The sequence below is a fragment of the Hoeflea sp. genome (assembly GCF_039975035.1).
Taxonomy (GTDB): domain Bacteria; phylum Pseudomonadota; class Alphaproteobacteria; order Rhizobiales; family Rhizobiaceae; genus Hoeflea.
Window position 1 is genome coordinate 13,343 of the sequence record NZ_JBDWHW010000237.1, and the last position, 23,037, is coordinate 36,379.

General features: G+C 59.3%; 22 protein-coding genes and 2 pseudogenes. 7 read left to right on the forward strand and 17 right to left on the reverse strand.

Features of this window, described 5'->3' with window-relative positions:
• Window positions 1–106: 106 nt before the first annotated feature.
• The 17 genes and pseudogenes from ABJN75_RS20930 to ABJN75_RS21010 all read right to left on the reverse strand — a co-directional run bounded on the left by ABJN75_RS20930 (window position 107) and on the right by ABJN75_RS21010 (window position 15,439).
• Window positions 107–499 carry a hypothetical protein gene (locus tag ABJN75_RS20930; protein WP_348441545.1) on the reverse strand — a complete coding sequence of 131 codons (393 nt, stop codon included), beginning with the start codon at window positions 497–499 and terminating at the stop codon, window positions 107–109.
• A gap of 10 nt (window positions 500–509) precedes the next feature.
• Window positions 510–1,064 carry a chemoreceptor glutamine deamidase CheD gene (cheD, locus tag ABJN75_RS20935; RefSeq protein WP_348441546.1) on the reverse strand — a complete coding sequence of 185 codons (555 nt, stop codon included), beginning with the start codon at window positions 1,062–1,064 and terminating at the stop codon, window positions 510–512.
• The gene (locus ABJN75_RS20940; protein ID WP_348441566.1) at window positions 1,061–1,450 is read right to left on the reverse strand and encodes a response regulator; all 390 of its coding nucleotides are present in this window, start codon (window positions 1,448–1,450) and stop codon (window positions 1,061–1,063) included. Before ABJN75_RS20940 ends, cheD begins: the two co-directional genes overlap by 4 nt.
• A complete protein-coding gene (locus ABJN75_RS20945) occupies window positions 1,450–2,517 on the reverse strand; it encodes a chemotaxis response regulator protein-glutamate methylesterase (protein WP_348441567.1) in 1,068 nt (355 codons plus the stop codon). Before ABJN75_RS20945 ends, ABJN75_RS20940 begins: the two co-directional genes overlap by 1 nt.
• A gap of 5 nt (window positions 2,518–2,522) precedes the next feature.
• Window positions 2,523–3,404, reverse strand: coding sequence for a protein-glutamate O-methyltransferase (locus ABJN75_RS20950; protein ID WP_348441547.1), 882 nt, complete (start codon window positions 3,402–3,404; stop codon window positions 2,523–2,525).
• The gene (locus tag ABJN75_RS20955; protein ID WP_348441548.1) at window positions 3,401–3,856 is read right to left on the reverse strand and encodes a chemotaxis protein CheW; all 456 of its coding nucleotides are present in this window, start codon (window positions 3,854–3,856) and stop codon (window positions 3,401–3,403) included. Before ABJN75_RS20955 ends, ABJN75_RS20950 begins: the two co-directional genes overlap by 4 nt.
• 14 nt (window positions 3,857–3,870) lie before the next feature.
• Window positions 3,871–6,159: a chemotaxis protein CheA gene (locus ABJN75_RS20960; protein ID WP_348441549.1), complete on the reverse strand. Its 2,289-nt coding sequence runs from the start codon at window positions 6,157–6,159 to the stop codon at window positions 3,871–3,873.
• Window positions 6,160–6,172: 13 nt separating this feature from the next.
• Window positions 6,173–6,538 (reverse strand): response regulator, encoded by a 366-nt coding sequence (locus ABJN75_RS20965; protein WP_348441550.1) that lies wholly within the window; start codon window positions 6,536–6,538, stop codon window positions 6,173–6,175.
• Window positions 6,535–6,834 (reverse strand): STAS domain-containing protein, encoded by a 300-nt coding sequence (locus tag ABJN75_RS20970; RefSeq protein WP_348441551.1) that lies wholly within the window; start codon window positions 6,832–6,834, stop codon window positions 6,535–6,537. Before ABJN75_RS20970 ends, ABJN75_RS20965 begins: the two co-directional genes overlap by 4 nt.
• Before the next feature lie 66 nt (window positions 6,835–6,900).
• On the reverse strand, window positions 6,901–8,478 hold the full coding sequence (locus ABJN75_RS20975) for a globin-coupled sensor protein (RefSeq protein WP_348441552.1): 1,578 nt from the start codon (window positions 8,476–8,478) through the stop codon (window positions 6,901–6,903).
• A 731-nt stretch (window positions 8,479–9,209) separates the two neighbouring features.
• A complete protein-coding gene (locus tag ABJN75_RS20980) occupies window positions 9,210–10,286 on the reverse strand; it encodes a DUF1513 domain-containing protein (RefSeq protein ID WP_348441553.1) in 1,077 nt (358 codons plus the stop codon).
• Window positions 10,283–11,374: an imelysin family protein gene (locus tag ABJN75_RS20985; protein ID WP_348441555.1), complete on the reverse strand. Its 1,092-nt coding sequence runs from the start codon at window positions 11,372–11,374 to the stop codon at window positions 10,283–10,285. Before ABJN75_RS20985 ends, ABJN75_RS20980 begins: the two co-directional genes overlap by 4 nt.
• The gene (locus tag ABJN75_RS20990) at window positions 11,374–13,047 is read right to left on the reverse strand and encodes a di-heme oxidoredictase family protein (protein WP_348441556.1); all 1,674 of its coding nucleotides are present in this window, start codon (window positions 13,045–13,047) and stop codon (window positions 11,374–11,376) included. The genes ABJN75_RS20985 and ABJN75_RS20990 overlap by 1 nt, the downstream gene beginning before the upstream one ends.
• Before the next feature lie 16 nt (window positions 13,048–13,063).
• A pseudogene (locus ABJN75_RS20995) lies at window positions 13,064–13,192 on the reverse strand (bacterioferritin); the annotation flags it as partial.
• Window positions 13,193–13,258: 66 nt separating this feature from the next.
• A complete protein-coding gene (locus ABJN75_RS21000; RefSeq protein ID WP_348441557.1) occupies window positions 13,259–13,588 on the reverse strand; it encodes a (2Fe-2S)-binding protein in 330 nt (109 codons plus the stop codon).
• Window positions 13,589–13,599: 11 nt separating this feature from the next.
• A complete protein-coding gene (locus tag ABJN75_RS21005; protein WP_348441568.1) occupies window positions 13,600–14,820 on the reverse strand; it encodes an imelysin family protein in 1,221 nt (406 codons plus the stop codon).
• A gap of 85 nt (window positions 14,821–14,905) precedes the next feature.
• Entirely contained in the window at window positions 14,906–15,439 is a 534-nt protein-coding gene (locus tag ABJN75_RS21010; protein WP_348441558.1) for a hypothetical protein, read from the reverse strand.
• A gap of 656 nt (window positions 15,440–16,095) precedes the next feature.
• Between ABJN75_RS21010 and ABJN75_RS21015 the strand changes: the two genes are divergently transcribed.
• From ABJN75_RS21015 to ABJN75_RS21045, 7 genes and pseudogenes are all read left to right on the forward strand, one after another.
• Complete coding sequence (locus ABJN75_RS21015) at window positions 16,096–17,439, forward strand: substrate-binding protein (protein ID WP_348441559.1); 1,344 nt, start codon at window positions 16,096–16,098, stop codon at window positions 17,437–17,439.
• 114 nt (window positions 17,440–17,553) lie between these two features.
• Window positions 17,554–18,585 carry a branched-chain amino acid ABC transporter permease gene (locus ABJN75_RS21020; protein WP_348441569.1) on the forward strand — a complete coding sequence of 344 codons (1,032 nt, stop codon included), beginning with the start codon at window positions 17,554–17,556 and terminating at the stop codon, window positions 18,583–18,585.
• A gap of 3 nt (window positions 18,586–18,588) precedes the next feature.
• Window positions 18,589–19,788 carry a branched-chain amino acid ABC transporter permease gene (locus ABJN75_RS21025; RefSeq protein WP_348441560.1) on the forward strand — a complete coding sequence of 400 codons (1,200 nt, stop codon included), beginning with the start codon at window positions 18,589–18,591 and terminating at the stop codon, window positions 19,786–19,788.
• 18 nt (window positions 19,789–19,806) lie between these two features.
• A complete protein-coding gene (locus tag ABJN75_RS21030) occupies window positions 19,807–20,565 on the forward strand; it encodes an ABC transporter ATP-binding protein (protein WP_348441561.1) in 759 nt (252 codons plus the stop codon).
• On the forward strand, window positions 20,562–21,350 hold the full coding sequence (locus tag ABJN75_RS21035; RefSeq protein WP_348441562.1) for an ABC transporter ATP-binding protein: 789 nt from the start codon (window positions 20,562–20,564) through the stop codon (window positions 21,348–21,350). Before ABJN75_RS21030 ends, ABJN75_RS21035 begins: the two co-directional genes overlap by 4 nt.
• Window positions 21,351–21,605: 255 nt before the next feature.
• Entirely contained in the window at window positions 21,606–22,226 is a 621-nt protein-coding gene (locus ABJN75_RS21040) for a glutathione S-transferase (RefSeq protein WP_348441563.1), read from the forward strand.
• A 243-nt stretch (window positions 22,227–22,469) separates the two neighbouring features.
• Window positions 22,470–22,747 (forward strand): annotated as a pseudogene (locus tag ABJN75_RS21045) (transposase); the annotation flags it as partial.
• Window positions 22,748–23,037: the final 290 nt, after the last annotated feature.

The following is a 23,037-nucleotide window of genomic DNA, read 5'->3' on the forward strand; positions in this document are numbered from 1 at the left end:
GTGCCACGACTGGTCCAACCCGAAATCGAATCTATTGAGTTTTCAGAAGCGCCCTGATGCGCTGGGGAAGCCTGGGTTCAGGCGGCATGCCCGATAGGCGCGGGTCTCAGAAGAAATCGAGATCCCCCGAGGCCTTCTGGTAGACATCGGCGGACGGAGCGGCATGAATCGAGGCTTTCAGGCGCCGTTTCATGTCTTCCAAGGTGATCAGGTTCAGCGCCGTGGTAATATCGATGAGGTGTTCGCAATCGAGCCGTTCGCCAATGCTGTCGATAAAGCCGGCCAGGCCGCGGGCTTTCTGAACCGCAAGATCAATGCCCTGCATCACGCGCATATGATCGGGAGACGCAAGAAATTCGGTGGAGCGGTCATTGGACAGAAGCGGCTCGAGCCGTTCTATCAACTCGGCCACATCGACCAGTTCCGAACTTATGCGCCCCATCACCTCGTTCAAGGGTTCGTGAAGGTTACCGCCGGTATCCATGGGCGATTTGGTCATGACGAACTCCTTAGAAAAACTCGATCGACGTGTCCGCCGGCTTCGATACAACAATTCTGGGCGGCGCTGTTTCAAGGGCCACGGTTTTCTGAGTCTCCGCTCCGGACAGCGGGTACTGGCGGGCGCGACCACTGACGGGGAAGTACTCCAGCTTGCGTCCGACCTCTCCGCCGGTGTTGCTGCTGACGATGCGAATGCCCTCATCGCTGAGAAACTGGTGCGCGAATTCGGCGTTCTTTTCTCCGACATTGGAAAAGCCCGAAATCGTCTTGGCGCCGCCGATGATCTTGGCTTCCAGGCGCTCGCGCCGGGCGCCCTTCTTCAAGAGACCGTTGATCAGCAACTCCATCAGATGAACGCCGTATCTGGTCGCTTCGCCGCCCGATCCATTGCTCTGGCCCGGCAGCAGGAAGTGATTGATGCCGCCCACTCCGGCAACCGGATCGCGCATGCAGGCCGCGATGCAGGAACCCAGAATGGTCGACAACACCACATCAGGGTCATCGGAAACCTTGTACTCACCCTGAATGACGTGAATTCTGCGAAACTGAACCTCAGCTGTCACTTCAGCGCCCCAAACACCGCCTCAATGGCCGCTCTCATCTTTTCAATGGTGAACGGCTTGGCAAGAACATTGTTTGCGCCAAGCGCCGCGGCTTTTTGCACCAGTGCCCGGTCGCCCTGAGCGGTCAGCATGATGAACGCCGCCCGCTTGGTTGCAGGGTTGGTGCGCACCGCCTGAAGCAACCCGAGGCCATCCATTTTCGGCATATTGAAGTCCGAAATGACCAGGTGGTGAGGTTGCTGGCTCATGATCTTGGCGCCTTGTTCGCCATCACCGGCGACCGTGATCTGGGTGAAACCAAGCTGCTGAAGCGCGTCGCCGAGCAGCAGCCGGCTGGTCACCTGATCATCAACGATGAGAACCTTTATCTTTTGTGCAATGGACATCATGCGACCCTATCTTTGCGAGAGGTTGTTGTTGTGGATTTGAGGATTTCCTCCCCAATCAGATTAAGCGGCAACTGGACTCCGACCGCGCCGATCTCATGAGCCACCCGCGGCATTCCATAGACCACGCAGGTTTTCTCATTCTGACCAATGGTCGTAGCGCCGGCCTGGCGCATCTTGAGCAGGCCGGCGGCGCCATCACGGCCCATGCCGGTGAGAATGACGCCGACCGCTTTCGCGCCAGCAAGGCTGGCAACGGAATTGAACAGAACATCCACCGATGGCCGGTGTCCGTTGACCGGGTCGCCATCGGTGAGAATGCACCTGGGCGCCTGCGCATTGGAGACTTCCATGTGGTGAGCACCACCGGGAGCCAGATAGATTCGCCCGATTTCCAGCCGGTCGCCATCCTCGACTTCCTTGACCTTCGCCGCGCAAAGGCGGTCGAGCCGTTCGGCGAAGCTCTTGGTGAAGGTTGCAGGCATATGCTGGGTAATGACGGTTGGCGGACAGTTGGCCGGGAACCTGGTCAGGACCGAAATCAGCGCTTCGACGCCACCGGTGGAGGCACCGATGGCGATGATCTTGCGCGACGGCTGATAATCGCTTGGCGCTGCACAAGCTGGCGCGTTCGCCTCGTGATGCGCGCCCGTCGCCGGATCGGGGCGATGGCGCTGGGAACGCGCGGCGGCCTTGACCGTTTCCGCAAGCCGCGCGAACGGTGAAGGATCGCCCGGCAAGGGTTTGCCGACGCAATCAAAGGCGCCGAGTTCCAGCGCGGCCAGCGATGCTTCCGCGCCACGGTGGGTCAACGTCGAAACCATGATGACCGGCATTGGCCTGAGCTTCATGATCTTGTCGAGGAACTCGATGCCATTCATGTTCGGCATTTCGACATCGAGTGTGATCACGTCCGGATTGAGTTGCTTGATGGCGTTGCGGGCTTCCAGGGCATCCCCGGCCTCGCCGACGACCTCAATGCCCGGGTCACTTCGAAGTACAGCCTTGATCAGACCGCGCATGGTAGGCGAATCATCGACCACAAGTACGCGCGCTTGTGCGGTCATCATCGTCAGATTCTCCCCTTGATGCGATAGGTTGTAATGGCGGTATTGTCGAAGCGATCTTTGCCTTCTCCGGAAAGACGCTCAGAGTGACCGATGTAGAGATGCCCGCCCGGCGGCAGCAGGTCCGCATACCGGACCCAGATCTTCGCCTGCGTTTGCTCGTCAAAATAGATCACTACGTTGCGGCAGAAGATCACGTCGAAAGGACCGCGAAACGGCCACTGCGCCATCAGATTGAGTTCACGGAAAGAGATCAGCTGCTTGACCTGATCACTCACCTGCCACCGCTTCTCGGGCGTTTGCGTGAACCATTGCTTGCGCATGGCGGCATCGACGGTTTCAATCGACTGGCTGTCATAGATCCCGGCCTTGGCCTGGGCGATGATCTTGGGATCGATATCGGTGGCCAGAATGCGGATATCCATGGTTGCCGCGTTCGGCGCCATGCCCAGCACCGTCAGCGCTATCGAGTAGGGCTCCTGCCCGTCCGAACATCCCGCCGACCAAATCCTAACCCGGCCACCGGCCTTGGCGCGGGCCAGAAGGCCCGGCAACACTTCGTTGCGAAGATGTTCGAAATGGTGGTTCTCACGGAAGAACCGGGTGAAGTTCGTGGTCAGAAAACTCAGCATCTCTCGGCGTTCGGCAGCGCCGCCGGATGAACTGACCAGCGCACAATAGTCCTTGAAACTCGCCAGTCCGATCTGGCGCAGCCGCTTGGAAAGACGCGAATAGACCAGCGACGCCTTGGTCTCGTTGAGCGCGATCCCTGCGTCCGAATAGATCATTGTGGCGATCTCGGAGAGATCCTTGCGCGTGAGCGGGTATTCCCCGTTTACGAGGCATTCATCCGGGCGACCCGACTGTAATATTGCTGCGGCGCTCATGCGGCCTCGCTTTCAATGGCCCCGAAAAGGGCGTTAAGTTGTATGAGGCAAACCATCCGACCTTCGATCGGGATGATGCCCAGGATGAAGTCCCGGTCCATTTCCTTGCTGACGTCCGGCGCCGGCTGGATCTCGCCGCTGGAAACCGTCACGATGTCGGAGACCGCATCGACCAGCAAGCCGATAAGCTGGCCTGCGACATGAATGACGATGATGACATGGCGCGGAGAGGGAACGGTTGCTGCCATTCCCAGTCTCAAGGACATATCCATGACCGGCAGAACCACACCGCGCAGATTGATCATGCCGCAGACATAATCCGGCGAATGCGGCAGGGGCGTTGCTGGCGTCCATCCGCGAATTTCCCGCACGGCCATGACCTCGACGCAGAACTCCTGCTCGCCGATCGTGAATGCTATCAATTCGCATGTGTCGCTGCCCGAAATCCGCACAACCCGTTCCTTTCCTAGCCGGTCGCCGAGAGCATCATTTCGGAGCTGAGCGCATGACCGCGGGAGGCGGTGACCACCGCGTCGACGTCAAGGATCAACGCCACCCTGCCGTCGCCGAGAATGGTTGCCGCGGCGATGCCTGGAACATTGGTGTAATTGGCTTCCAGGCTCTTGATGACAACCTGCCGCTGGCCCTGGATCGCATCGACCATGAGCGCGCGCTGACCGCCGCCTTCGGATTCGACGAGAAGCGCGACGCCATCGATCGGATTGGCGAGGTCGGGGCGGAAATTGAGAATATGCCCGACATCGACCAAGGGACAGAAGGTATCGCGGATCGCGATAAGCCGCTGCGTCGGTCCAAAGGAGTGAATGTCACTCTTCTCCGGCTGCAAGGTTTCGACGATGGCGGTAAGCGGCACCACCAGGGTCTGGTTGGCGACAGTGACCACCATGCCGTCGAGAACGGCAAGGGTGAGCGGCAGGCTCATGGTGAAAACGGAACCCTTGCCAGGCTTGGAGGTGATCGAAATCCGGCCTCCCAGTGCCTGGATCGAGCGTTTGACCACATCCATGCCGACCCCGCGGCCTGAAATATCCGAGATCTTGTCGGCGGTTGAAAACCCGGGATGGAAGATCAGGTTGTCGACTTCTTCATCGCTCAGATTTGCATCCGGCGCGATCAATCCGTTCTCGATTGCCTTGGCGCGAACGCGTTCGCGATTGATGCCGGCGCCGTCATCGGCGATCTCGATGACAATGCGGCCGGAACGATGCTTGGCCGACAGACGCAGCACGCCTTCGGCATTCTTGCCAAGACCCGTCCGCTTCTCGGGCGTTTCCAGCCCGTGATCCACCGCGTTGCGGATCATGTGGGTCAACGGCTCGGCGATCTTGTCGATCACGGTCTTGTCGACCTCGGTGTTTTCGCCTTCGGTGACCAGACGAACTTGCTTGCCGGTCATGTCGGCGATTTCACGGACGATGCGGCCCATCCGCTGGAACACCGGCTTGACCGGCTGGGCGCGAATGGCCATGACGCTGTCCTGGATTTCCCGGGTCAGCTGCTGCAGTTCTTCAAGGCCGAGATTGATGGCCGAGGAGCCACCGGACTCGTTTTCCACCACACTTTGCGCCAGCATGGCCTGGTTGATGACCAATTCGCCAACCAGGTTGATGAGCCGGTCAACCCGGTCAAGGTCAACACGGATCGTCTGGGGCGCGGCGGAAACGGCAGTCACCACGGCTTCCTTCTTTTCGGCTTCCGCAGCGATTGCCTTTTCAGCCCGCGGCAGACTTGGCGCCACCGGAGATGCTTCCCCGGTTGCGGCAGCCTGGGCTGCGGGCGCGGCCGGCGTGTCGACGACCGGAGCAGCAGCGGCTGTCTCGGCGGGAACCACCGGCGCATCATCGAGCATGGACAGGTCGAACGGCACCGGCGCCATCGGCTGGTCCTCTCCCGACACCGTCTGGGCGGAAAATGCCTCTTCATCGGCGCCAGGCGTGATCTCGATCAAGCAATCCCACTCGGCAAATTCGAACACCTGCCGGATGGCTTCCTCGTCCCTGTCGGTTTCAACCCGGATCAACCAGGAGAGAAAAGCGCCTTCGGGATCCATCTGATCGAATGCAGGCAGGCCGTCGGTTTCACAGCGAACCTGAAGTTCGCCGACCTTGGCGAGGTCGCGCAGCAGCAGAACCGCTTCGTTGCCCTTTGCGTAAAGATCCGACCGGGGCTTGAAGCGCACTGTAAAGACAGACCGGCCATCGCCGTCGGCCGACGCATCAGCTTCAACATCAAACTCATCGAAACTGAAGGGAATCGGCTCGAAACCGCTCTCATCGGTGGCGGCGGCGACTTCGGTCACAGGAGCTTCCTGCCTGACCGGCTCCGGCGCAGGAGCAGCGGCCGGCACGGGCGTGCCCTTGGCGAAAGCTTCAAGCTCCTTGACCAGAACCGAGGTGCGGGCTGCGTCGACACTGCCGCCATCGCGGGAGGCGGCAGTGAGGTCGGTAAGCACATCGGCCGATTTGAGCATCACCTTGAGCAATTCAGGAGATGTCCGCAACTTGTTGGATCGAACGCAATCAAGTGTTGTCTCAAACACATGAGCGAAGGCAACGAGGTCATCGAGTCCGAAGGCTCCCGCTCCACCCTTGATCGAATGCACTGCACGAAACACTGCATTGACCGTTTCCGGGTCGCTATCACCGTCATTGATTCGGAGTAGACCGGATTCCAGTTCCGCGAGTTGTTCTTCGCATTCCTGGAAAAAGATCTCCTTGATTTCATTCATATCCATGGGAGAGGTCCTGTCAGGCGGTTACACGCTCAATCGCTGCGATCAATTTGGAGGGATCGAAGGGCTTGACGATCCAGCCCGTCGCACCGGCTTCGCGGGCGCGGTTTTTCTTCTCCGCATCGCTTTCGGTCGTCAGCACCAGAATCGGGATCGCCCGGAAGCGGTCGTTCTGGCGCACGCCTTCAATGAAGCCGAAACCGTCAAGCCTCGGCATGTTGATGTCGGTGACAATGACGTCCGGATTGGACTCTTCGAGCACCTCAAGACCTTCGATTCCGTCTTCGGCCTGAACCGTCTCGAAACCGGCATTGTTCAGCGTCATCAGCAGCATGTTGCGGATGGTTCGCGAGTCATCGACCGTGAGAACTTTCTTCTTCATTTAAGTATCTCCTTTGGAAGCAGGGCTTCATCCGAAATTCCCAGCAATTGCAATGTCTTGATGAATGCATCTGAAGCTTGCTTGACCTTGAGGATCTGATCGTCAGCACGCCAGCTCAATGCGGCAGCCAGCAGGACCTGAACACATTGAGCGCCAACCCGGTCAACTTCCGTTGCATCGATATCGATGTCCTCGCCCTTGTGCGCGAGCACTTGTTCATGCAACCGGTTAGCTGCATTGAGGTCGAGGACCTCGGGCAGTTTCAGTATTTTCGGTGCTGCGTCTTTGGACGACATTTCAGATATCCTCGCTTGTGAATGGGCTTGTGCTGTTCGCTGCGACCTTGTGAATCTCAAACCCTGTCATCGCGCCGCCCTCCGCTGCGCTACACGGTCTTGCGTGGGGTGCGCAGGAGTCTTGCTGCCTGACAGTTCCACGCTCTGGAAGCCGGCATGCTGGGCTTGCCGATGCAACCTGATTTGTTCGCCCAGTTCGGTGATCACGAGTTGCAGATCAGAGCCGGTTTCCGCCATGTCTGCAATGCGCGCGCCACCCGATGCGATCAGGCCTGCGGTCTGGCCGAGCGTCGCGGCCGAGCCGGTGAGCTGTACAGCTTCGTTTTCCGCTTCCGTGCCGACACCCGCCACCGATTGGGAGATCCGGCCCACCTGCTCGACCAGTCCGGAAATGGCAGACCGTGTCTGGTCGACCAGCTCGACGCCGCGTCCGACGTGGGACTTGGCATCGGAAACGAGCTCCTTGATTTCATTGGCTGCACCGGCGGATCTTTGCGCCAGGGCGCGAACCTCGGTGGCCACGACCGCGAAACCACGGCCTGCATCACCGGCGCGTGCGGCTTCGATGCCGGCATTGAGCGCGAGAAGATTGGTCTGGAAGGCAATTTCATCAATCACCGAAATGACCTTGCCGATCTGTTCGGCGGATTTCTCCACGCCGGCCATCGCATCAATCGCGTTTTCCACCACCCGGTCGCCGGCCTCGGCGCTCTGACGGGCCTCGGCGATGAGGGACTCCGCCTTGCGGGCTGTCTCCGCGGTGAGACGAATGCGGCCGGCAACGGCGGCAAGCGAATCATGTTCGCCGCCGACAGCTGAGCCGTAGCTCTCTATATCGGCGCGAACAGATTCAAGATCGTCGCTGAGCCGCACGGCAAGCAGTTCGGCTTCCGACAGGCGTGCGGCCGATCCCGCCACCAGTTGCTCGAGACGGCCAACCGCGTGATTGAAACTTTCCGCTGCTTGCCGGTGCGGTTCCAGGCTTTCAGGTTCGACGCGCACCGACAGGTCACCTTGAGCCAGTTGGGCCAACGCCGCGCCGAGAGTGACGTCAACAAGCTCGCGCTCCTGCGCAATTGCCTCCTGACCCTGCCGGGTCAGCGTTCTGGCCTGTTCGCTGATCCGGTGCGAGACCTGCATGTCAATATCGATAAGCGCCGCCTTGACGACATCGACCAGGCGGTCCGCCAGCAGATTACGTTCGGCTTTTCCGGAAAACCTTCCGAAAATACCGCTGCGGCTTTCCTCAACCAGGCGGCGGATGACCCGCTCCAACACCAGTGAATGGCCTCCGATCGACCAGCCGGAATCAAGTCCGATGCGCTGGCGAACTTCACCGAGAATGACCGATCGGTCCACATAAAGACCATCAAAACGGCCATCGGAAAGGATTGACCAATGCGCCACTTCCAGTTCTTCCAACCGGTCAATCTGACGAGCGGAGGTGAACAGCGAGGCAATCTCGGGCGTATTCTGCAACCGTTCGAAGAAACCGGACAGCGCGATCCTGGCTTCCGCCTCGATCATCGGCCGCATGCTGCGCAGGCGCTCGCGGCCTTCGGCATCGAACGCGGTCAGGTCAAGCCGCGCGCGCAGGCCGTCAGCTGCCGCTGTATCCCTCACCCTTGCTTGAACGTGCCCCACGCGATGACCCCAATCGGCGGCCTTTGGCCGCGCATTTATATTTGAACCTGGCTTTGCATCCAACTGTACGACTGTGCGTTTAGCTGCCCGCCACATCGAGCGGACCGAACACAGTTGCAGCAGCGCTGCTGGCTCATGAAATCTCAGGAATCCGGATTGTTCCGGGACGGCGAAGCGGCTTCATGCCTTTGTTAAAACTGACGACCGCATCAGTCACAATTCGACGAGTGTGCCGATTTTTACGTGGTAATCCTTGCCTGAAGGTTAACATTCGAGGGTCGTTGTTAATCAATTGTTTGGGATAATACACACTGCGGCGGCAGGCCTTCGAGTCGAGCCGATAAAACGCTGGCGCGTCGCGGGACTACTGCACACTACTCGGTCCTGGTCATGGCTGAATCAGGGTGAGATCTGTACTTTGGCTCGCGCAAGCTTCGCGCAAGTTGCTTCTGGCAGTACTTTGCTCATCGATGACAATGATGTCACCAGGAACCGAGCAATGATTGTTCTAGGATTTGGCGCTATCGCTATAGCAACCGCCACACTCGCAAGCTTCTCCGTGCTCTTGCGTTCAAACCAAACACGAATCCGGCAGAGCCCGGTATTCTGAATGGCGCGGGCCGTTATCTGATGGCCCGCAAGTCAGGTGTTGACGCATGGTTTCCGGCAAAACTGCGGAAAATGGCGTTTTCAATTGGCCGTTCGGGCGCGGCTATTGACCCCGGCACGGTTCAGATTGCGGCTATGTGATTGTCCCAGGCGCAATCATGGCTGGTATTTCCGAACCGCCCCGTTTCGCTTGAACTGACAAAACCATCCGCCCGTGCATGAAGGCCGCAGGTGCGCGGCGCTGTCTCGATGGTGAGCGGCTGGCCGGATTGCGTGTCCAGCGTAAGCACAACTCCGCTTTTCGGCGATGCGATGGCAAGTGTTTTGCCGTCATTGCCGATTGCGACCGACCCGGCATATTTTCCAAGCGCACCGGCCACCTCATCAGGCAAGACAACCGAAACAAGGCCTGCGTCTCCCCCCAGTCTGGCCAGAACCGGCACGTCATCCATGGCATCCCCTTCATACTGGCCGCCGATCCAGACCTGATTGCCTGCATCCACCGCCATGTGGCGCAAGGACAACCGGTGCAATTTGGCCGGCAAAGCATGAGTGGAGAGCAACGATCCGGTGGCCGTGTCAATCAGGGCAATCGATGGCGCCATGGTCGGCAGATTGAGCTTTTGGCGACCATGATCGGGATGGGTGCGTATCCCGCCATTGGCGACACAAAGCGTGGTGCCGTCGGGCATGAGGACAATCTCGTGCGGGCCAATTCCGTGGGAAGCGAATTCCCCGATCCGGCTGAAGCCGTTGGTGGCGTCATAGATGCCGATCACGCCATCCCCGGTCTCGAACGCGTTCTCGGCCGCGAACAGGACCTTCCCGTCCGGCGAAAACGCCCCGTGGCCATAAAAATGCCTGTCCGCGGGCGTGTGAAAAGCAACCGGGTTGGACGCTTTGGCCTTGTGCAGCGCGACGGCGAAATTTCCGGGACGCCGGGCAAAGGCCACCAGCCATTGCGCAGCCGCGCTCGTGGCAAAGCCATGACCCCGGCCAGGCAACAATTGCGTTGAAACGATGGCGTCGCGCTCGTCAAGGATAGCCACGCCATAGGCGCCTTGCGGGTCCATGAAAGCGGCAGCGAAAAGCACTTCGGAGACTGCCAGCCGTTCCGCACCGGCCGGCGTCAGGCCACTGAGCCAGGCCAGACCGGCGCCCGCCAGAAATTTGCGCCGTTCAAGAATGATCCGGTTCAATCGCCATCTCCGAATGAAAACCCGACGTCAAGTCCGCCGGCTTGGGCAAATTCCTGATCCAGACGGCCGATGATGATCTTGACGGCGTAATCCAGATAAACGAGTTTTTCGCGTGTTTGCGGATCAGCCAGCAGCCGGTCAACGGGTGCGTCGAGGCTGTCGGCGGTGCTGATTGCCTGATTGAACTCAAAGCGTATGGTGTCCCCAAGTTTGGGTGCGGCTTCCTGGGCGACGATTTCGATTGTGCTTTCGTTGAACAGCGCTTCAAGCCCCGACAGTCCAGCACTGACCGTGGCAAGCGTCAGCTCCGAACGCCAGTAGAGCGCGGATTTCGCACGATCGTGGTCGGGGGTCTCCCTGTCGAGAAATGCGCCAATGCGGGTGTCGCGAATTGCCTCAAGCCCATGGATCATCTGCCCGAGCAGAACATTCAGGGCTTCCTGGTCGTCTCGGAACAATGGATTGCCCGGTCCGGGTTTCAGGAACACCGGCAGGAATTTGCTGTCCGGCTGCCATCCGGCGATCAGTTCGCGGGAAAGATTGGCAACATTGGTTGCCGCGGCGCGGCCAAACCGGCAGCGATGGCTGGCATCGGCCTGTGCCAGGTCCTGGCTGCCGCTACCGAACAGGATGAATTCCAGCGCGCCCAGTCCCTGCATGGCGACACTCTTGCGGGCCAGCAGGGCGGTATCGGTCACGCTTTCATCCTTCGTCGCAATCGCTGCCTGAACCTGCTTCCTGCCGGTGCCCTTGCGGTCGGGGAAAAACAGGATGCGCTCCAACCGGTCCTCCGACATCACCGGACCCAACCGCAGCCACTCGATTCGCGACCACTGGTCGGCGGCATCGCGAAAGGCTGCGCGCGTGGCGTTCAGAGCGACCTCCGACGGGGTTTCGCACAAGGAATCGAATGAGGTCTGCAGGCCATCGGCGGCGCTGCCGAAATCGGCGTAGTGTGGGAGAACATAATCGACAACCATCCGTTCAAGCACCGGCTCGATTGACGGTCCCGTGTCGGTTTGTGCATGGGCAAGACCAGCACTCAGCGTCAGCGTCAGCGTCAGCAGGAAAACAAGAAAACGGCGCATCAGAGACTTTCCAGAAATGCCAGAAGATTGTCGCGGTCGGTTTTTTCCAGTGCGGCAAACCCGTCACGCGCGGCTGCGGCTTCGCCGCCATGCCACAGAACGGCTTCCGTCAGATTGCGGGCTCTGCCATCGTGCAGGAAAAAAGTGTGGTCGTTGACAATTTTTGTCAGGCCGGTCCCCCACAGCGGAGGCGTGCGCCATTCCCTGCCATTGGCGACGCCAACCTGCTGGCCATCGGCCAGCCCTTCGCCCATGTCGTGCAGCAGGAAGTCCGAATAGGGCCAGATCAGCTGAAACCGGTGCGCCGGGTTCCCAGCCTTGCGGGACGTGACATATTTGGGAACATGGCAAGAGGCACAGCCGAGATCGTAAAACAGCTTCTTGCCGGCAAGCACATGGTCGTCGTAGACATCGCGCCGCGCCGGGACCGCAAGATTCTGCGAGTAGAAGGTGACCAGATCCAGCACGGGATCGGGCGCTTCCGTGTCGCCGAGACCGGACTGAACGCCGGAGGGCATCTGCATGCACTCGATCTGTCGGGGCATGCAGTCGCCATGGCTGGTGGGGTTATCCGGCGTGGAAATGCCGATGTCGCCGGCAAACGCGCTCGACGACTGCTGGCGCACGGTCGCATTCTGGGCCTTCCAGCCAAACCGGCCGATGGCGCGCTGGCCGGTTGCCGGGTCACGCGCCAGTGCGACGCGGCCCGAAATTCCGTTGCCATCCTGATCGTCAGGATCCGCGTGGGCCAGGATATCGGCGGGATGGATGGCTTCGATCAACCCCATGCCGGTCATCGGCGGCGACAGCCGCGGCGACAGGGTGGTTTCCGGATCGAGGGGCCCAAAGCCCAGTTCAGTGACGCTGTAGTGAGGCTTGCGCAGCGACACGAGCGTCCCATCGCCGAGTTCGACCGGCTGTTCCTCATAGTCGATGACCATCCGGCCTTCGGCTTTCAGACCCGGAACCGCCAGATCCTGCATCTGACCGCCATAGACGGGATCGGGCAAAGAGGCGACAAGGTAGTCTTCGAGTGCCTGACGCTCCTGATCGGTTCTGGCAGGCCTTGCGAGCCGCAGGAACATCGAGGTGGCATCGGCGGCTCCTTCCGGAGGATGACCGCGGCCATCCTTGATATGGCAGCTCTGGCAAGCCCTTGCATTAAATAGCGGGCCCAGCCCGTCGGAAGCCAGCGTCGAGGAGGGCGAGGAAACCCAAAGCTTGCGGAACAAGGCGTTTCCCAGCTTGAAAGTCTCTTCTTCCTTGAACGTCAGATTGGCACTGAAGTGGGACAGGGAATCCCGGTTGACCAGCTTGGTCGATGTGCCGGCGCCGCCCTGCATCACCTCGAATTTTTCAGGGGCCTCGAATGAAGACGCCGGCCTCACCACGCGCTCGACGCGCTTTCGATCCTTCTGGGATAGATCGTCGCGGACGCGGGTAAATCCGGCCAGATCATCGGACAGCCCCGAACCTGCCGATGCAAAAACGAAGCCCGCTGCCAGGCTGGACAGGATTGCCGGTCTGAGTTTTCTCGAAAGACGCGCAGTGAAACCAGAGTCTGCAAATTTTCCGCTCATGTGGCGCCGCATGGATGTGTTGACCTTGGACACGGAAAAACGATGCGCCGAAACCACACAACAGCATCCCGGCGACGGTTTCATGTCAGTCATTGCACTCTCTTTGTTATCAATCCGCGTCGGCAGGTGACGCGTTCAACTGGCCGTATTTCTGTTCACCCAGATTACCGGGCAGTTGCAGTTGCAGTTGCGATTCGAGAAAATCAATGTGGCCCTGTTCGTCCACGATCAGCGTTTCATTGAGGCACTCGACGACTTTCCTGCTCTTTTCATGGTCTTTCCTATCGCTGTCGTGACAATGTTATCAAGTAATGCATCCGGTCAGGCGTGCTGAACGCCGTTTTGCAACATTGTTGTTTTTTGCCTTCTCAATGCGCGTTCGCTGATCGGCTAGGCGATTGAGCAGGTCCACCACCATGGGCGCAGGACTTTGCACGAGTTCGTGATAATTCCTGGTCGTCTCGACGATGATGTTGATCACGCCGGGAAAGCACCCGCAGCATTTGCCGCGGGCGCTCATTGCCTGAAACACCTTTCCAGGTGTGATCAATTGCCACTCATCGGCCACGAGGAAGTCAAGAATGACTTCCTCGATTTCCTTGCTGGAAATGATGTTGCAGCTGCAAACAATCATGGCGAAGGCCCTTACTGGAAGACCGCATCGGGACTGTCGAGACTGTCGGAACCTTCCAGCTCGACCGCACCGAGGTCCAGGGCGGCAATGGCGCGCTCAATCGACCGCGTTTGCTTGATCAGCCCGTCAATCGCTGCCTGAACCGTGGCATTGCCTTCGGCGTTGTCGGTGGCGATCATCTGGTCATAGGCCTCCACCGTCTCGGCCCGGGCCACCATGGATTCCATGGCAGCAATGGTGGCGTCCAGATCAGCCTGAAGCTCGTTAGCGATAGCCGGGTCTTTCTGACTGACAAGCTCGGCAAGCGACGGGCCGGTCAACTCGGTTCCATCAGGACGGGTGTAGACGCCAGTGTAAGCCGAGCGGATGCCGACCGCATCATAGCGATGCGAGTTGTGGGTGTTGTCGGAGAAGCAATCATGCTCCTCTTCCGGGTCGCCCAGCAGCAGGCCGAGCTTCATCCGTTCGCCGGCCAGTTCACCATAGGACAGCGATCCCATTCCGGTGAGAATGGTTGAAAGCCCGCCCGCAACGCCGGCTTCCTCGAGTGCCGCGCGGGCTGCGCCGCCGGCCTTCCAGTTGGCTGCCATTTCCTCAAGATCGGCAACCAGAAGATCGCTCGCGGCGGCGAGATATTCACGCCGCCGGTCGCAATTGTCATTGGTGCAGTTTTCAAGGCTGTAATCGGTGTAGGGTCGGCTGCCAGCGCCCGGACCATTGCCGTTGAGATCCTGGCCCCAGAGCAGGAATTCGATCGCGTGATAGCCCGATGCGACATTGGCTTCGATACCGCCGGCTTCCTGCAGGGTTTCCGAAATCAGTTGCGGCGTGATCTTGCCGGCGTCGATCGTCTTGCCGTTGATCTCGATCGCGGAATTGGCGATCACATTGGCGGTGAAAAGCGAGTTCTCGTCGCTTTCCGAGCCGTAGCTCGCATCGACGTAATCGATCAGTCCTTCATCGAGCGGCCAGGCATTCACCCTGCCCTCCCAATCATCAACGACGGCATTGCCGAAACGGTAGACCTCTGTCTGCTGGTAAGGCACGCGAGCCGCAAGCCATGCGGCCCTGGCTGACTCAAGCGCCTCCTCGGTCGGAGTTTGGAGAAATGCCTCGATGGCGGCATCCAGCGCTTTCGCGGTCATCAAGGAATCTTCGTATTTTGCCTCCGCAACGTCAGCGTAATGCACGATCACGGCCTCCGGCGTGGTGTCGGCACGAGCCGTAGTCATCAGCGCCGTTGATGCCAGAAGGCCCAGCCCTATCAGTCCTGCGAGATTCTTCATTGTCCGTTTTACTCCTGATTTTACCGATTTTTTAGTGAAGGGACGCACTCGTTTGAGATGCGCCGAGGGTTGATGACCGGAAGTCGATATCGGCAATCGCACCCAACGGGATTGGTGTGAGCTTGTGACCGTGTCCGAGCAGCACCGCCGCGTAGGCACTCGCCCGATCAACAACTTCGACACAGGTGTCGGAGCAGGCAAGCAGCCTGGCCGAATGCATCATCGCCGCCTCGTCGCCATGCTGGGCTCCGGCGACCATGCCGAGCACCAGACATTCGTCGCGACACAGATGGGAAGTGCCGGGCTTGCAGAAGCGCAGCGGGCAGGTGGCGCACACGCCGAGCCGCCCGATCAGCGACGCCATCGCATCAAGCGCGTATTGACCGTCAACTCTGCCCAGCGCCAGCGCATGAGCGGACCTGGCCGCATCCCAATAGCGCAAATCCCGGTGAGCCAGACCGGCCACGCAATTGCGATAACCGTTGATGACGAGGTTCTCCGGCTGTTGGCGAAGATACGCTGCGGCCGGGCATTCCCGGTCTCCGTCCCGATGTGATTCCGCCATGGTTACCCCACGTGTTTAAACATGAGGAATTCGGTAAAGTAATTGGAAAGTGGAGTCAAACGGTATAGTTTAGAATTACTCCAAACTGACGCTCCGGAAGACGGCTGATCCAGCGCGGCACCGCCGGCGTGGTTGGCGCGCCCCGGCGCGATGCCGATGACGTCGGGGCAAGCAGGCCTCGCCATAGCGCATAGAGCACCGTACGATTAATACGACGCATTCTGTTGGCTCAAACCTGCTGCTCCACAAGAAGGACGGCGCAGAGCGATGCGGGTCCATCTCTCAAGCCGCCCGACGCAGTGGGTAGCAGGTTTCAGCCAACCCGAAGAGCCGCATGCCTTCAAGTGCTCAGAAGGATTTTCGTCTTGATCGTACCCGCCAGGTATGCCCTTCGACGAAAATCCTTCTCAGCCCATAAAATCATTGCGGCAGAATGCGTCATATTAAGCGAACGGTGCTCTATATCAGGAAGCGGTATGGCCGTGGTTTCCGTCCCGACACGGAGAAGTCCAGAGATCCCAAATCAAAAATCTGCGTGAATATACAATAGTCGAATAGTATCGCAGCCAAGGCCGTGTTTGTCTTGAGGTTGCTATTTCCATAGCTATGGCGGCAGGGCTGGGAGGCTTTGCCCGTTCCAATCCAGGGAGGATTACATGACGAAATTCAAAGTAAATCGTCGTACGCTGATCAAATCAGGTGCGGCATTCGGTGCGGGACTCGCGCTTCCGACGATTTTCACCAGTTCGGCCCGGGCTTACCTCAATGAGCCCAAGGGCGACACCGTCACGCTCGGTTTCAACGTCCCTCAGACCGGTCCTTATGCGGATGAAGGCCTGGATGAATTGCGCGCCCAGGAACTTGCTGTTCAGCACCTGAACGGCGAAGGCGATGGCGGCATGATCAACACCTTCTCATCGAAGATGTTGAAGGGTAACGGTATTCTTGGCAAAAAGGTCAAGTTCGTCTCCGGCGACACCCAGACCAAATCCGACGCAGCCCGTGCATCGGCCAAGTCGATGATCGAAAAAGACGGCGCTGTCATGATCAATGGCGGTTCGTCCTCGGGCGTGGCCGTTGCCGTTCAGGGCCTCTGCCAGGAAGCGGGCGTGATCTTCATGGCCGGTCTGACCCACTCCAACGACACCACCGGCAAGGACAAGAAGGCCAACGGCTTCCGCCATTTCTTCAACGCCTACATGTCGGGTGCTGCTCTCGCACCGGTGCTGGCAAAGGCTTACGGCACCGACCGCCGCGCCTATCACCTGACAGCCGACTACACCTGGGGCTGGACACAGCAGGAATCGATTGCGAGCGCGACCGAAGCCATGGGCTGGGAAACCGTCAACAACGTGCTTACCCCGCTGGCTTCGACCGACTTCTCATCCTACATCGCTCCGGTTCTCAACTCCGGCGCCGATGTGCTGATCCTGAACCACTACGGCGGCAACATGGTCAACTCGCTGACCAATGCCGTGCAGTTCGGCCTGCGCGACAAGATGGTCAACGGCAAGCAGTTCGAAATCATCGTTCCGCTCTATTCCGAATTGATGGCAGCTGGTGCCGGCGCAAACGTGCGCGGCGTGTATGGCTCGATGAACTGGAACTGGCAGCTGCAGGACGAAGGCTCCAAGGCCTTCGTGAAGTCCTTCGGTGAAAAATACGGCCGTCCGCCTTCAAATTCGGCGCACACCTGCTACGTCCAGACGCTGCTTTATGCGGATGCAGTCGAGCGTGCCGGCACCTTCGATCCTTGCGGCGTTGTCGAAGCCCTCGAAGGCTTCGAATTTGACGGCATGGGCAATGGTCCGACCCTTTATCGTGCCGACGACCACCAGTGCTTCAAGGACGTGCTGGTCATGAAGGGCGCGGAAAACCCGACCAACGAGTACGACACGCTGGAAATCGTCGAAGTGACCCCGCGTGCCCAGGTCGAATATGCTCCGGATCATCCGATGTTCGCCGGCGGCGACCTCGGCAAGTGCAACTCGGGCGCATAATCCACTCCACGAGTTTGCCGCGCCGCCTGACGGGTGGCGCGGCTCTCTTATCGATTTGAAGACTAGGACCGCCGCGCCGACTGCGCTCGCGGTTTATTTGATGCGGGCTTCATGATGGACGCAATCATTCTCCAGATTCTGAACGGTCTCGACAAGGGCAGCGCCTATGCGCTGATCGCGCTCGGACTGACACTGATTTTCGGCACGCTCGGCGTGGTGAATTTCGCGCATGGCGCCCTGTTCATGCTTGGCTCCTTCTGCGCGGTGACGCTTCAGCGTATCCTGTCCCTGTCCTACACGGTGGAAGATCCGACCCAGAAAGACTTTCTGGGCAATCCGCTGAAGGTCGACACCCCCTACATCGTCAGCTGGTTTGGCGATTCGACCGGACACGCCATACTGGAATGGTCCGTTCCGCTGGCCATCCTGTTCGCCATTCCGGTGATGCTGCTTGTCGGCTACGTCATGGAACGCGGTCTGATCAAGCACTTCTACAAGCGCCCGCATGCCGACCAGATCCTGGTCACCTTCGGGCTTGCGATCGTCATTCAGGAAATCGTGAAGTATTTTTACGGCGCCAATCCGATTCCGACACCGGCCCCGGGCATGTTCAGCGGGTCGATCGATTTCGGTGTGATGATCGGCTTTGCCCAGAACGAGATCATCTATCCGTACTGGCGACTGGTCTACTTCCTGTTTTCGGCAGTCATCATCAGTGCGGTATTTGCTTTCCTGCGGTTCACGACCTTCGGAATGGTGGTCCGCGCCGGCATGGCCGACAGGGAGACTGTCGGTCTTCTCGGCATCAACATCGACAAGCGCTTTACCATCATGTTCGGGATTGCAGCCGCTGTCGCCGGCCTTGCCGGCGTGATGTATGCGCCGATCAACTCGCCAAACTATCACATGGGTATGGACTTTCTGGTCCTGTCGTTCGTCGTGGTCGTTGTCGGCGGCATGGGCTCACTGCCCGGCGCCGTGCTGGCCGGCTTCCTGCTGGGCATTCTCGAGAGCTTTGCCTCCATGAACGAGGTCAAATCGCTTATCCCGGGGATCGACCAGATCATCATCTATCTTGTTGCAATCATCATCCTTTTGACCCGCCCGCGCGGTCTTATGGGTCGCAAAGGCGTGATGGAGGAATAATTCATGCTTGGTCTGAGTAAGAAAGACACTACCTTTCTCCTCATCGTCGTTTTCCTGACTTTGGCGACGCCGATTCTGCTTCAACCCTTCCCGGAAAACTCGGCTCTGGCCCAGTTCAACGCCGGTTATCCCGACCTGATGCAGAGATTTGCGATCTTCGGGATCTTCGCGATCGGGTTCAACATCCTGTTCGGCCTGACCGGATACCTCTCGTTTGGCCATGCCGCCTTCCTGGGTGTCGGGTCCTATTCGGTGGTCTGGATGTACAAGTTGTTGAGCTACAATGTGGTTCCCGGTCTCATCCTCGCCATCGTCATGTCGGGACTGTTCGCCCTGTTTATCGGCTATATCTCGCTGCGCCGGTCGGGGATCTACTTTTCGATCCTGACACTGGCGTTTGCGCAGATGTCGTTCAATCTGGCCTATTCCGTGCTGACGCCGCTGACCAACGGCGAGACCGGTCTGCAGGTCTATACCAACGACCCGCAGGTTCTGATGAGCGCGGGGGCACCGACATCGCCGCATCTCTTCGGCATCGTCATGAACGAGAGCAGCAAAATCGATATCGGCGGATGGCAGTTCACCTTCAACAATGGCTACTATTTCTGCGCCATCATCGCCATCATCGTGTTCTACATTTCCATGCGGATCTTCCGGTCGCCGTTCGGCATCATGCTGCGGGCAATCAAGACCAACCAGACCCGCATGAACTATACCGGGCTCAACCCCCGCCCCTACACGCTTGCCGCATTTGTGATCTCGGGCATGTATGCCGGTCTCGCCGGCGGTCTGCTGGCCTCGATGGATCCGCTCGCGGGTGCGGAGCGCATGCAATGGACCGCCTCGGGCGAAGTGGTGCTGATGACCATTCTCGGCGGCGCAGGAACGCTGATGGGGCCGGTTCTGGGCGCAGGCTTCATCAAGTATTTCGAGAACATTTTCTCCAAGATCAACGACAACGTCCTGCACAGCTGGTTCTCGGCACTTCCGGACGGGCTGGAAGATGCGGTGGTCTTCCTTTTCCATCCCTTTATCGGCAAGGGCTGGCATCTGACGCTTGGCCTGTTGTTCATGCTGGTGGTCATCTTCCTCCCCGGCGGCCTGATGGAGGGCGGCAGCAGGATCTGGAACATGATCACAGGCAAGAGCCGGAAAAAGAAAAAATCCGGTTCCGAACCGATGCCATCAAGCCACGTCAACTGATCAGCGGAGATATCAGATATGGGAATTCTTGAAGTCTCTAATGTCAACAAACGGTTCGGTGGCCTGCAAGCGCTCGGCAATGTCAATCTCGACATCACCCAGGGCACCGTGCATGCGATCATCGGCCCGAATGGAGCGGGCAAGTCCACGCTTCTGAACTGCCTGATCGGCAAGCTTGCACCAGACACCGGAACCGTGATGTTCGACGGCAAGTCGGTGCTTGGACGCAAGCCTTACGAGATCAACCAGATGGGCATTTCCCGAGTGTTCCAGACGCCCGAGATTTTCGGCGATCTTTCGGTCTTCGAAAACATGCTGATTCCGTGTTTTGCCAAACGCGACGGTTCGTTCCGCCTGCATGCCCTGGAATCCATTGCATCGGAACAGGAGCTTATCGAGACCGCGGAACATATGCTTATGGAGGTCAACATGATCGACAAACGGCATATGACGGCCAGCTCGCTGTCGCGTGGGGACAAGCGGCGTCTGGAAATGGCGATGTGCCTTGTCCAGGCGCCGAAGCTGCTTCTGCTTGACGAACCCACAGCCGGCATGGCGCGCGCCGACACCAACAACACCATCGACCTGCTCAACCAGATCCATGAGAGCCGTGACATCACCATGGTGATCATCGAGCATGACATGCATGTGGTGTTTTCGCTGGCCAAGCGCATCACCGTTCTGGCCCAGGGAACACCTCTGGTGGAAGACACCCCCGAAAACATCAAAGGGCATCCCAAAGTCAAGGAAGCCTATCTGGGAGAGGCCGCAGCATGAGCCAACTCGAACACGACAAGGGCGGCAAGCAGAGCGACCGCCCGGACTTTTCCAAGAACGCCAACCATGCGGCAACGGCTCCTGCGTTTCTGTCGGTGCATGACGTTCACGCCTATTATGGCGAGAGCTACATTGTGCAGGGCGTCAGCTTCAACGTGCATGAAGGCGAGATCCTGGCGCTGCTGGGCCGCAACGGCGCCGGCAAGACCTCGACCCTGCGGGCCATCGCCCAGATCGGCTCGCCGCTGATGACCCGTGGCGAAGTCTGGCTCGACCACCAGCCGTTGCACCTGATGAGCTCGCACGAGGCCTCGCGCGCCGGTCTGTCACTGGTGCCTGAGGATCGGCGCATCATTGCCGGCCTGACAGTCGAGGAAAATATCCAGCTGGCCCAGATCGCGCCGCCGATCGGCTGGTCGGTCGAACGGATCTACGAGCTGTTTCCGCGGCTGGGTGAACGCCGCAAGCAGGAGGGCGTGACGCTGTCGGGCGGCGAGCAGCAGATGCTGTCGATCGGCCGGGCGCTGGCCCGCGACATCAAGGTGCTGCTGCTTGACGAGCCTTACGAAGGCCTGGCACCGGTGATCGTCGACGAAATCGAAAAGACACTCAACATCATCAAGCAGCAGGGAATCACCACGATCCTGGTCGAGCAGAATGCCGTGCGCGCGCTCAAGCTTGCCGACCGCGCGGTGATCCTGGAATCGGGCGAGGTTGTGTTCGACGGCACCGCCGGGGAAGTTCTCACCAACGAGCAGCTGCGCCACGACTATCTGGCGATTTGATGCATGCCGCGCAAAAGTGTCCTGCGGTTTTGCGATAGCGACAAGAAAAACAAAGAGCTAACGCGCGTCACCTGAATCCGTTTGCATGCGACACGCGTTAGCCTCAGTGCCGGCCGGACCGCTTCGTGCGTGTTTCAAATGTGCCGAAGCCGCAATCACAGCTCCGGCACATTCGCATTTTGGCAGCTCGCGGCTTCAACCCCAAGTCTGCCCACCATGGTTTCCAACGGCAGCCGCTTGCCGTAAACTGGCGGCGTGACCGATCCCCTGCTCTACTCCTTCAGACGTTGCCCCTACGCCATCCGTGCACGGCTTGCGATCGCCTCGTCCGGTCTTGAGCTGGAACTGCGCGAGATTGTGCTGCGGCAAAAGCCGGAGGCTTTTCTGCAAGCTTCGCCGAGCGGCACGGTTCCCTGCCTTGTCACCGCCGAGGGCGTGATCGATGAAAGCCTGGACGTGATGCTGTGGGCCCTGCGGCAGCACGATCCGGAGGGCTGGCTGGATATGCCCGACGAGGGATTTGACTGGATCACCGGCAATGACGGCCCGTTCAAATCCGCGCTCGACCGGACCAAATACGCGGCGCGCTATCCCCAATGCGATCCTGAGGAACAGCGTGATCTCGCAGCCGGTTTCCTGTCCCGGCTGGACCGGCAGATCAACAGCTGGATCTTTGGCCGCCCGACCCTTGCCGATTACGCCATTCTTCCGTTTGTCCGCCAGTTTGCCTTCATCGACAAGACCTGGTTCGACGCCCGGCCCTGGCCCGATCTGCAAGGCTGGCTGAAGTGCTTCCTCGCGTCCGAGCGGTTCGAGCGGGTGATGACGAAGTACCACCCATGGCAGGAAGGCGATCCGCCGGTGGTTTTTCCATGAAGACTGCTGATCGGGGCGAGCCGCTGTCTGGCGGATTTTGAACATATGGGCACAGAAACGTTTGAATGCGCAGGACGCCTGTTGCCTTGCAGGAGAGTTCGTATCGATGAACTGGATGTTCGCGACATCCAGCGCAGCTTTACCTGTGCGTCGTGTCCCAGAGCGTGGTGTCGCCGGGTTTCATAGCATCGGTGTTTTCCGGTAGGGTCGGGTTGTTAAAGAGCAACCTGAAGGCCACCACCGATGACCGGCGATAGGATGAACCTGCGTTCTCTTGTTGAGAAGAGCAAGAGCGCGGATGCGGATTTGGCTCACGCGAGATGATCCGCTTTTCGGTCGAGAAGTTGATGGCACTGGAAACAGGCACAGCGACGGATGCTGGTTATGGCAAGAAAACCGCATCGCGGCTTGCCCAGCTCAATGGCTATCGCGAGCGGGACTGGGAAACGCGGGCGGGGCCGGTGGAGTTGCGCTTCCCGACGCTGCGGACTGGCACCTATTTCCCAGGCTTCCTAGAGCCGCCGCATGGTGGAGAAAGCTCCATGCCAACCTTCACCTTCGCCCTGCTGCCAATGGTGCGGATGAAGAGCTTCATCCAGTCCTTCTGGCGGGCGAGCACATACACGACGGAGGGACGGATCTTCGAGCGGCGGCCTGGGCTACTCCCCATCCCTTGGACAGTATCTGGGTTGAATTAAGCTACTTTTTGGACCTGCTGATCGGGTTGGGTTTCCTCTTTTCTCAGCCAATAGACCACGGCAGGTGGCCTGCCGCCAAGGGCCGAGTGTGGGCGTTTGTTGTTGTAGAAGGT

What these genes read in the sequence shown, in the direction of transcription:
- ABJN75_RS20930 (WP_348441545.1), bottom strand. Translation starts at nt 499, where the DNA reads ATGACCAAATCGCCCATGGATACCGGCGGTAACCTTCACGAACCCTTG.
- ABJN75_RS20940 (WP_348441566.1), bottom strand. Translation starts at nt 1,450, where the DNA reads ATGTCCATTGCACAAAAGATAAAGGTTCTCATCGTTGATGATCAGGTG.
- ABJN75_RS20945 (WP_348441567.1), bottom strand. Translation starts at nt 2,517, where the DNA reads ATGACCGCACAAGCGCGCGTACTTGTGGTCGATGATTCGCCTACCATG.
- ABJN75_RS20950 (WP_348441547.1), bottom strand. Translation starts at nt 3,404, where the DNA reads ATGAGCGCCGCAGCAATATTACAGTCGGGTCGCCCGGATGAATGCCTC.
- ABJN75_RS20960 (WP_348441549.1), bottom strand. Translation starts at nt 6,159, where the DNA reads ATGGATATGAATGAAATCAAGGAGATCTTTTTCCAGGAATGCGAAGAA.
- ABJN75_RS20965 (WP_348441550.1), bottom strand. Translation starts at nt 6,538, where the DNA reads ATGAAGAAGAAAGTTCTCACGGTCGATGACTCGCGAACCATCCGCAAC.
- ABJN75_RS20970 (WP_348441551.1), bottom strand. Translation starts at nt 6,834, where the DNA reads ATGTCGTCCAAAGACGCAGCACCGAAAATACTGAAACTGCCCGAGGTC.
- ABJN75_RS20985 (WP_348441555.1), bottom strand. Translation starts at nt 11,374, where the DNA reads ATGCGCCGTTTTCTTGTTTTCCTGCTGACGCTGACGCTGACGCTGAGT.
- ABJN75_RS20990 (WP_348441556.1), bottom strand. Translation starts at nt 13,047, where the DNA reads ATGACTGACATGAAACCGTCGCCGGGATGCTGTTGTGTGGTTTCGGCG.
- ABJN75_RS21000 (WP_348441557.1), bottom strand. Translation starts at nt 13,588, where the DNA reads ATGATTGTTTGCAGCTGCAACATCATTTCCAGCAAGGAAATCGAGGAA.
- ABJN75_RS21005 (WP_348441568.1), bottom strand. Translation starts at nt 14,820, where the DNA reads ATGACTACGGCTCGTGCCGACACCACGCCGGAGGCCGTGATCGTGCAT.
- ABJN75_RS21010 (WP_348441558.1), bottom strand. Translation starts at nt 15,439, where the DNA reads ATGGCGGAATCACATCGGGACGGAGACCGGGAATGCCCGGCCGCAGCG.
- ABJN75_RS21015 (WP_348441559.1), top strand. Translation starts at nt 16,096, where the DNA reads ATGACGAAATTCAAAGTAAATCGTCGTACGCTGATCAAATCAGGTGCG.
- ABJN75_RS21020 (WP_348441569.1), top strand. Translation starts at nt 17,554, where the DNA reads ATGGACGCAATCATTCTCCAGATTCTGAACGGTCTCGACAAGGGCAGC.
- ABJN75_RS21025 (WP_348441560.1), top strand. Translation starts at nt 18,589, where the DNA reads ATGCTTGGTCTGAGTAAGAAAGACACTACCTTTCTCCTCATCGTCGTT.
- ABJN75_RS21030 (WP_348441561.1), top strand. Translation starts at nt 19,807, where the DNA reads ATGGGAATTCTTGAAGTCTCTAATGTCAACAAACGGTTCGGTGGCCTG.
- ABJN75_RS21035 (WP_348441562.1), top strand. Translation starts at nt 20,562, where the DNA reads ATGAGCCAACTCGAACACGACAAGGGCGGCAAGCAGAGCGACCGCCCG.